Raw genomic sequence first — 8365 nt, 5'->3', positions numbered from 1 at the left:
GATGGAATACTTTCCACAGGAAGTTTTACCGTGTCTGACTGAAACTTTTCAGAGGTAATCGAGTTGGTAGCAGCAAAGCTACTTACTGATGTAGATGACCACAGGAGAATTGTACCCAGTGCGATCTGTATTTTGCGGTATGTACTCATGATAAACTCCAGTATTTGAGGGCAGGATTCAAGATAGTAGCGATGATCCTAGTAGTAGTCAGTGACACTCCCACGAAGTACATCTAAGCGGGTTGCTCTGACCACTACCTTTAGGTAGACGTTGCCCAACCCCAATTTGGGAATTTTTCGAGTTACGGGCATTTTTTCTCCCCAAAAATTCACCCTCAACCCCTAGAACCTTTGCTCCTCTTACCTTTGGAGCGCTGCAACATCTTATCATACCAAATCCGGGTTTGATACCCCCTTTTTGGGTAAACCGCACAATCTGGTAGAGACGTTCCGTCGGAACGTCTCTACGCGTCGGCTTGCCACAGGCGGGATATAATACCAATTTTCTTTAATGATGCTACAGAGCGACATCCCCCTTAGCCCCCCGATGAATTGGGGAGAAAATCTTGAGAATTCAAAGTCCGCCTTTTTAAGCTATGCCTTACTCACATCTTTCTTAACAAAATTAGGCTTGATATCCGGGGGGAATGGGTACAAACTAACTTCCATGTAGCAGCAATGCCATGCAAACGTTGCCAGCCTCGCCAGACGGTATTGACACCCGGTTCATCCAGGGCGGTTTCGGGGCAACCACGGGGGATTGCCCATAGGGAAAACGTGGCTTTTGTAGGGGGTAGTACCCCCGTGCCTACCCCCCACTAACCATCGAAGGGGCATTTCAGGAATCGGGGCGATTCCCTACGGGATAGCTTCGCACGCGTGTGGGGGGCGGCCCCTGCAAAGAATGAAACCGCCCTGGGTGATGGGGGTGCGATCGCAGTTAGGATCGAGGGCGATCGGCGCCGAAAAAACTGCTCAACAGGGTAAAATGTTTTCCAAATCCCCTTAAAAATGGAAAATAAACAAAAATGAATCGCCCTCAAAGTGTTACAGTTTTGGCAATCTTGCAGCTAATTAGCGGCGTCTTCAGCCTCCTTGACGGCTTGTTCATCTTACTTTTTGCTGGCATTTTTGGCGGTCTCGGTGCGGCTTTCGGCGGGGCAAAAGTTGGCACTGTAATCGGTGGCTTCATTGCAATTTTTGCTGCGATCAGTTTTATTTTAGGCCTCCTCTCCTTACTCTTAGCTTGGGGTTTGTTTCAACTAAAAAAATGGGCTTGGACGGGAACGTTAATTGTCCACATCATCGCCACCCTCGCGCAAATTGCCAAAATGTTGGGCAGCGGCGGTACAGCAGTCAATTTTTTAACTCTGGGTTTTGCAGGGGCTAGCATTTACTACCTGCTGCTGCCGGATGTTAAACAAGCATTTCGTGTCTGATTTCCTTTTAATTAACGGTACTGAATTCTCGAATCGAAAAAAGCATAGGAAATATCAACCGCCAGATTAATCAGTACAAAACTTACAGCCACAAAAATTACTCCTCCTTGGACAATTGGGTAATCCCGCGTCAAAATACCGCTATAAATCCAAGAACCAATTCCCGGCCACGAGAAAATCGTTTCAGTCAGAATAGCGCCGCTTAAAAGAGTGCCGAACTGCAAACCGATAGTTGTGACGATCGGCAAAAACGCATTTTTTAAAGCGTGTTTCAAAATCACCCAATATTCCGGTAATCCCTTCGCCCTCGCAGTGCGGATGTAATCTTGAGAAAGCACTTCCAGCATCGCAGAACGAGTGATGCGAGCTATAATCGCCAGGGGAATAGTTCCTAAAGTCAAAGCTGGAAGGATTATATGGGCGATCGTATCCCGCAAAGCCGCCAAATCCCACCTCAGCAAAGAATCCAAAATATAAACACCCGTAATCGACTTAAAACCAAACCCCAAATCTACACTAATCCGCCCGCTAGGAGGCAGCCATTTCAGATAAACAGCAAACAAATAAATCAACATCAATCCCAACCAATACACCGGCAAAGATACGCCAATTAAGGAACCGCTCATCGCGAGATTATCCAACCAGCTATTTTTCCGAACAGCAGCCAAAATCCCCGCCGGAATTCCGATAAAAAGTGCCACCAACATCGCCACCACAGACAATTCCAAAGTAGCAGGCCAGCGACTTGTAATTTCATCAATTATGGGAATACCGCTAATAATGCTATTTCCCAAATCGAAGCGCAGCAAACTCCATAAGAAAGCTAAATATTGCAAAGGCAAAGGCTGATTCAGACCCAACCTTACTTTCAAAATTTCCACCTGTGCGGGAGTTCCCCGTTCTCCCAAAAGCACTGTAGCTGGGTCTCCCGGTATCAAATGCAAAAATATAAATACTAGCAGAGTGATTCCCAAAAGGACTGGCAATAGTCCCAGCAAACGTTTAATAATGTAATTAATCATTTTTTTAATAGAGATTCGCTATGCTCGGATTTGGCTGCATTTTCACATATCGTTATATGGTTGGTAGGGCCGGGTTTTACGAAAAATATTTGTAGTAACGAAGGATATGGATAAACCCGCCTTTTATTAGGGAACCGCGAAGAGAAGAGGGCGGGTTTATGAATCTACTAAATTATTTCATATATTTATCGTAAAACCCGCCCCTACACCAATATATGCAGGTAAAACCCGCCGTTTTCAAGACTTACTAACATCCTCAAAAGACTCAGATCCCAAAGGACTCGGAATCCAACCTTTAATATTCTTGCGTTTCCCTAAAAGTGGCTGCGAATGTACGATCGGCAAACGCACAGCTTCCCCATGCAAAATCTCGCTAACCTCCGCATAAATTTTCGCCCTAGCTGCTTTATCTCCACTCGCCCTCCCCCGATCCAAAAGTTCCAGAACTTTCGGATTTTTCCAATTTCCCAAATCTCCGGTGGAACCAGGGCCGAAGTGAGGATAATAAAAATTGTCTGGATCGCCATAATCTCCCGTCCAACCCATCATAAAAGCTTGAAATCCGGGAGGTTTGAGCCGATCGGCTAAATAAGCAGACCAATCCTTTGTCAACAATTTGACCCGAATCCCGATCGCGCTCAAATCCGCCGCCAAAGCCTCAGCGATCGGCTTCGGCGTGGGAAAATAGGGACGGCTGACCGGCATATACCACAAATCCAAATCAAAACCGTTCGGATAACCAGCTTTCGCCAGCATTGCTTTAGCTTGCTGCGGGTTAAATTCATAATCTTTAACTTGATCAGACGCCGCCCAATTCAGCGCAGGCGGGAGAAATTGCGAATCATGTTTTCCGAGTTCTCCCCAGAAAGCTTTGACTATGGCGGGCTTGTTAATTGTTTGGGCGATCGCCCGCCTGACTTCTGGTTTTGACAAAGGTTCGTAACTCGGATTTAAGGCTAAATAACCGACATTAAAAGAAGGTCGCACAACAGCTTCTAAATTAGCATCTCCCTGAACTTCTTGCAGTTGATCCGGCGTTAAATCCACCGTAAAATCAAGTTGTCCTGCTCGCAATTGAGCCAATCTCGCCGCCGGATCGTCAACAAAACGAATTACCAATTGATTGACTTTTGGGGCGCCTGTTTTCCAATAATTCGGATTTTTTGCTAAGATAATGCGATCGCCCGATCGCCATTCCTGAAACACAAAAGGCCCCGTCCCCACCGCCAGCGACCCCGGAGTGCCGTATTTAGCACCCGCTTTTTTCACCGCCGCCGGACTCGCCATCCCGAAATAACCAGACCCAATCGCCGACGGAAAAGCAGCAAAAGGTCGATTCAAAACAAATTTAATTGTAGACTTATCAACAACCGCCACATCTTTTACTAAAGAATCTTTTTCTCCCTTAAACCCGCCAAAAAAATCTTTCCAAATCGGATAATTCTTGCCCGCTTCTCGAAAACCGTTAGGATTTTTTGCATCCCACCAGCGATCCACATTAAACTTAACAGCTTCCGCGTCAAAATCCGTACCGTCGTGAAACTTTACCCCGGAACGCAACTTAAAAGTCCAAGTTTTGCCATCTTTAGAACTTGACCATTCAGTAGCGAGACTCGGCTCAAGTTCCACAGTTCCCGGTTTGAAATCAGTCAACCGATTGTAAATTTGGTCGATAACAATCACCGAATTGCCATCAGTAATATTTCCCGGTTCCAGATTGATCGGCGGCCCACCCGCACCGTAAACTAAAGCCCCAGCCGGAACCGGAGCAGGAGTGGTCGGAGTTGAAGAATTATTGCTAACCGTGTTTGAAGGAGTGCCGCAATTTGATAAAATTACAGCCATCCCAAAAACTATACTTAATAAAACTAAACGCCAGGGTTTTAACAATCTCATTTCAATAGCTCCAGTTTAATAGAAAATTATACTCATATCAATAAATTTCTACTTTGCTCTTTCTCTCCCCTCTGTGGTCTCTGCGTTCTCTGCGGTTCATTTAGTAAATTCTATATTAACAACCCATCTAAATTAACAAACCAAATAGAGCAGCCTGATGATATCATGCTGGAGGGAAAAATATCAAGCCACACCTTTACATTAGGCGACGCAGCCAGGATGAAAGCTAACATTTCCGGCCCAGCTAGATGGGTCATTCGATTTTAGATTGTAGATTTTAGAGTTACTCCCTGAATCTAGGGGGAGCATAAACATTCCTTTCCTCACCCAAAATATTTTTAAATATCTGCATATAACAACCAGATTCGGGATTCAAAAACATCAATATTTCTCTCTTTTCTCTTTCTCTGCGCCCTCTGCGCCCTCTGCGGTTTGTTAAAAAAAATCTACTTTACTTCAAGCAATACGATGGCTATATGCGATCGCACCCAACCCTACAAATCAAAACTCTCTTCACCAATACTTCCCAGTCCCCCACTACCCAGAAACTCTTCCTCCTCTACTTCCTCACTCCCAGACTCGAAACTTTCCACCACAAACGGTAAACCAGCCGCCATCAAACCCCGTTGAATCAGTTCCGGCGTTTCCTCAAACAAAACAAATAGCGGATGAACAGCCTCAGCTTCATCGCTGTAAATATGTCTGTAGCGGTGTGGCATCACCCATTCGTAACCTTTATCCAGCCACACCTGAGACTGCCGCCAGCGGCCGAGCAACTCAGAAAACTCTTCGCCCGGACGATGAATGAAAATCAAAATTTCCACTCCAATTTTAACTTTCCATTCAGGATCGCACATCAAAATCGCCAAATCGCAGGGCAAACAAACTGCCTGTCCGGGCGATATGCTAGTGCCGCTGCTTCCTGCATAAGAAACCCCGTCCCGCAAGCGCGCAATTGGCAGAGGAATTGTGATTAAACTCTCAAGGGCGCGGCGGATACTGGGAATCATTTCCATGTAAACTCGATATTTTTTCAGCAGGGCGATCGCGGCCGAAGATTCGCTGTACTCTGCTAGTAAAGTCTCGTAATGTGATTGTTTAACAGACATTTTCAAACCAAAGAATAAGTAATTACTAATTGCTGCTAATTGCTAATCGATCGCTTCTCGTTACTAGGAAGACCCCATTTGTGACAACTTAAGTTCAAGTGCCCCCCTTCGGGGAACTTGAGCTTGCCTCCAGGCCTTGCTGTGTAACGCGAACAGCGATTGAAACATTTATGGCTCTGGGCTACAAATGTCTGGAGAATGCTTACAGCCTTTTTATTTACAAGGTTTGAGCCATTTGCAGTCTCAAGATTAAGCCCGATACGATGCCTCTTTGTTATTTTATGCCGCTCGCCTGAACTTCATCTGACCGAAAAAGGTAATCAGGTCTGTAAGGTGTGACTCTGGGAGCGTTAAGGATCGCGAATTCAATAATTTACACAAGTTTGTGGGGAGTAGGGGTTGGGCACTCTTAGCCCGCCCTTTCTGGACGGGCTAAGAGTGCCATCCCACAAGAACCATTAAAATTTTAAGTTATTTAATTCTCATTCCTAAGTTTCACAAGAGCTACTACAGATAAAATGACGTGGGGATGCCAAGATTAAAGATATAGCAGAGCTAAAGCTCAAACTAGGGCGCCGATCGATCAAACCTCACCCCTAACTCTGCGAAATAACCCAAAGGCGGTAGCATAGTTTGGGAAACGGCATCAACTGAAGATGAACTTAGCGCCAGCAACAGTCCTGCAACAGGGCAAATACACAATTAACGCGACTTTAGGGATAGGAGGGTTCGGCATCACTTACCGAGCTATCCACACCCATTTAAACCAAACCGTCGTACTCAAAACCCTCAACGAAAGTCTGCGCCAACACCCAGAATCTGCCCAATTTCAGCAGCAGTTTATTGCCGAAGCCCAACGCCGATCGCGGTGTCAGCATCCCAACATAGTCAGGGTAATCGACTTTTTTGAAGAAGCCGGACAGTCTTTTATTGCAATGGACTACATTCCGGGCCAAACTCTCGCCCAAATAGTCGAAACCGATCAGCCACTGCCAGAAGCCCAGGCCCTGCACTATATTCGGCAAATAGCCTCAGCCGTAAGTACAGTTCATCACAGCGGATTGCTGCACGGAGATATCAAGCCAGAAAATATTATCCGGCGAGCTGATTCTCACGTAGTAATGTTAATAGATTTCGGAATTCCCCGTGGCTTTACCGCCGGCACCAAACAAACCCACACTAACTGGCTCTCCCCTGGGTACGCGCCGATCGAACAATACCTCTATGACGGTAAATGTACACCGGCCACTGACATCTACGCGATCGCAGCCACCCTCTACTACTTACTCTCCGGCGTGGCGCCCGTAGCAGCACCCCTGCGCGATCGCATTCCCCTGACTGAGTTACGGCAATTTCAGCCCAACCTCAGCCCCCGAATCGAGCGAGCCATCCTTCAGGGACTCGAAATCGACCCCCACAACCGCCCTCAGACAGTGGAAAATTGGCTCACCATGCTGCAAGAAACCGAGCGAGTATCAGTAAAAAGAAAAGGCAAGCAAAGTCTGCGATTGCCCGCACCTCCCCCGCCGCAGTTGACTTTTCTGGCGTTTGTCGTAACGGCTGCAATTGCAGGCTGGATGGGTTTTGACCTCGCATGGCACTACAACAGCACCAGTCTCAGCAATCGTCCCAAAATTGAATCCTTCCCATCTCTCGAAGATTTGCTCAAATCCCGCGATTTGTCAGGGCCGATGTTCGGGCAGCCCTCTGTCGAAAGCAGCCCTCTCTACCCGATCGAACTCAACAAGCTCCCCAAACCCCCCTTAGACACCAGCAACATTCCCGAACAAATCGAGCCCTCAGAAACTAGCGCCGAACCCTCTGAGTCCCCAAACCAGGAAACTCCCGCCCCAGATCCCGAAGCGGAATCTGAGCCATCCCCGACGCCAGAACCCGCCGAGGAGCCTTCTGAGTCCCCCATTCCAGAGCCTCAAACCGAAATCGAGCCAGAGCCCGAACCAGAAGCCGCACCGGTACCGGAAGTTGCGCCCCTGCCGCCAGAACCGCCCGCCGCACCCGCCCCGCCTGCCCCTGAGAGTGCTAGCGCTGAAACCCTGCCGCCGTCGGAATCCCCGTCGCCAGTAATAGCGTCGCCGATCGAGCGATCGCCTGAGCCTGCGATACCAAGCCCCAGTGGCAACAATTCAGATAGTTCGATCGCACCTGATTCACCACCCCCTGTGGCAGATCCCACGATGCCTTTTCCCGAACCTGCGACAAATTAGTATGGTTTTTGTTGGTTAAAAGTGCGGACAAATACTTGGTTTTATGAGTCAGCAAATATCCGCTCAGTAGTTGAGATAATAATGCCCTACCTAGCCAAAGACTATCTTCCAAAAACTTCCGTCGAATCTGAAAATCCCAACAGTCGCCCTCTGAGTTTATCGAATATTTCCTATTCCCTCTCCAATCCCAATGCTCGCAAAAAAATGCAGGACTGTTTCGTATTTTGATTTAAATTATGTTAGAATATGTGCGCGGCGCGGAGGTTCTGTTAAGTCGTGTATTACTGCTGCAAAGCTGCAAACATTTTGGTAGAAAGCAACCCCAACCTCGAATTTGAGTCAGTGTAAGCGACGCTTTTGGGCTATGCCGTGGCGCGTTAGACTGTTCTAACTCTCAACAATCCTATCCCCGACACTCGGGGTGGGAGTGTCAATTCCCCCAAACTTCCTTCCTTTGGGAGCAAGCATCATTGGGGACAAGCAAGTTATAATTTGTTGCGGAAGCGCACAGAGATTTTTTGTCAGGAACTCAGGGCTAAAGCCACTGAGCTTGTAAGAAATTACAAGCTGTTCTGACCAGACCCCTCTCAGGAGGAGGCGTTATTCAGGTCACGACACCGGAGAGTGCGACGCCAGTTTTCCGCTCTGTCATCTGCAATTAAACAGTTTTAAAGT

The 8365-nt window shown here is 47.3% G+C and carries 6 protein-coding genes; 2 read left to right on the top strand and 4 right to left on the bottom strand.

Annotated features, from left to right (window positions below):
* The first annotated feature begins 1027 nt into the window (after window positions 1-1027).
* Window positions 1028-1438 carry a hypothetical protein gene (locus QUB24_RS32470; protein WP_333157654.1) on the top strand — a complete coding sequence of 137 codons (411 nt, stop codon included), beginning with the start codon at window positions 1028-1030 and terminating at the stop codon, window positions 1436-1438.
* A gap of 11 nt (window positions 1439-1449) precedes the next feature.
* Here QUB24_RS32470 and QUB24_RS32465 read toward each other — a convergent pair whose 3' ends face one another.
* The 4 genes from QUB24_RS32465 to QUB24_RS32450 all read right to left on the bottom strand — a co-directional run bounded on the left by QUB24_RS32465 (window position 1450) and on the right by QUB24_RS32450 (window position 5465).
* Complete coding sequence (locus QUB24_RS32465) at window positions 1450-2460, bottom strand: ABC transporter permease (RefSeq protein WP_333157652.1); 1011 nt, start codon at window positions 2458-2460, stop codon at window positions 1450-1452.
* Window positions 2461-2697: 237 nt separating this feature from the next.
* A complete protein-coding gene (locus tag QUB24_RS32460) occupies window positions 2698-4356 on the bottom strand; it encodes an ABC transporter substrate-binding protein (protein ID WP_333157650.1) in 1659 nt (552 codons plus the stop codon).
* A 110-nt stretch (window positions 4357-4466) separates the two neighbouring features.
* On the bottom strand, window positions 4467-4613 hold the full coding sequence (locus QUB24_RS32455; protein ID WP_333157649.1) for a hypothetical protein: 147 nt from the start codon (window positions 4611-4613) through the stop codon (window positions 4467-4469).
* Window positions 4614-4850: 237 nt separating this feature from the next.
* On the bottom strand, window positions 4851-5465 hold the full coding sequence (locus tag QUB24_RS32450) for a hypothetical protein (RefSeq protein WP_333157648.1): 615 nt from the start codon (window positions 5463-5465) through the stop codon (window positions 4851-4853).
* A gap of 656 nt (window positions 5466-6121) precedes the next feature.
* Here QUB24_RS32450 and QUB24_RS32445 point away from each other — a divergent pair.
* Entirely contained in the window at window positions 6122-7690 is a 1569-nt protein-coding gene (locus QUB24_RS32445; RefSeq protein WP_333157646.1) for a protein kinase domain-containing protein, read from the top strand.
* Window positions 7691-8365 lie beyond the last annotated feature (675 nt).

This window comes from Microcoleus sp. B9-D4 (assembly GCF_036705105.1).
Lineage (GTDB): Bacteria > Cyanobacteriota > Cyanobacteriia > Cyanobacteriales > Microcoleaceae > Microcoleus.
This window is presented reverse-complemented; position numbering and strand designations above follow the sequence as displayed.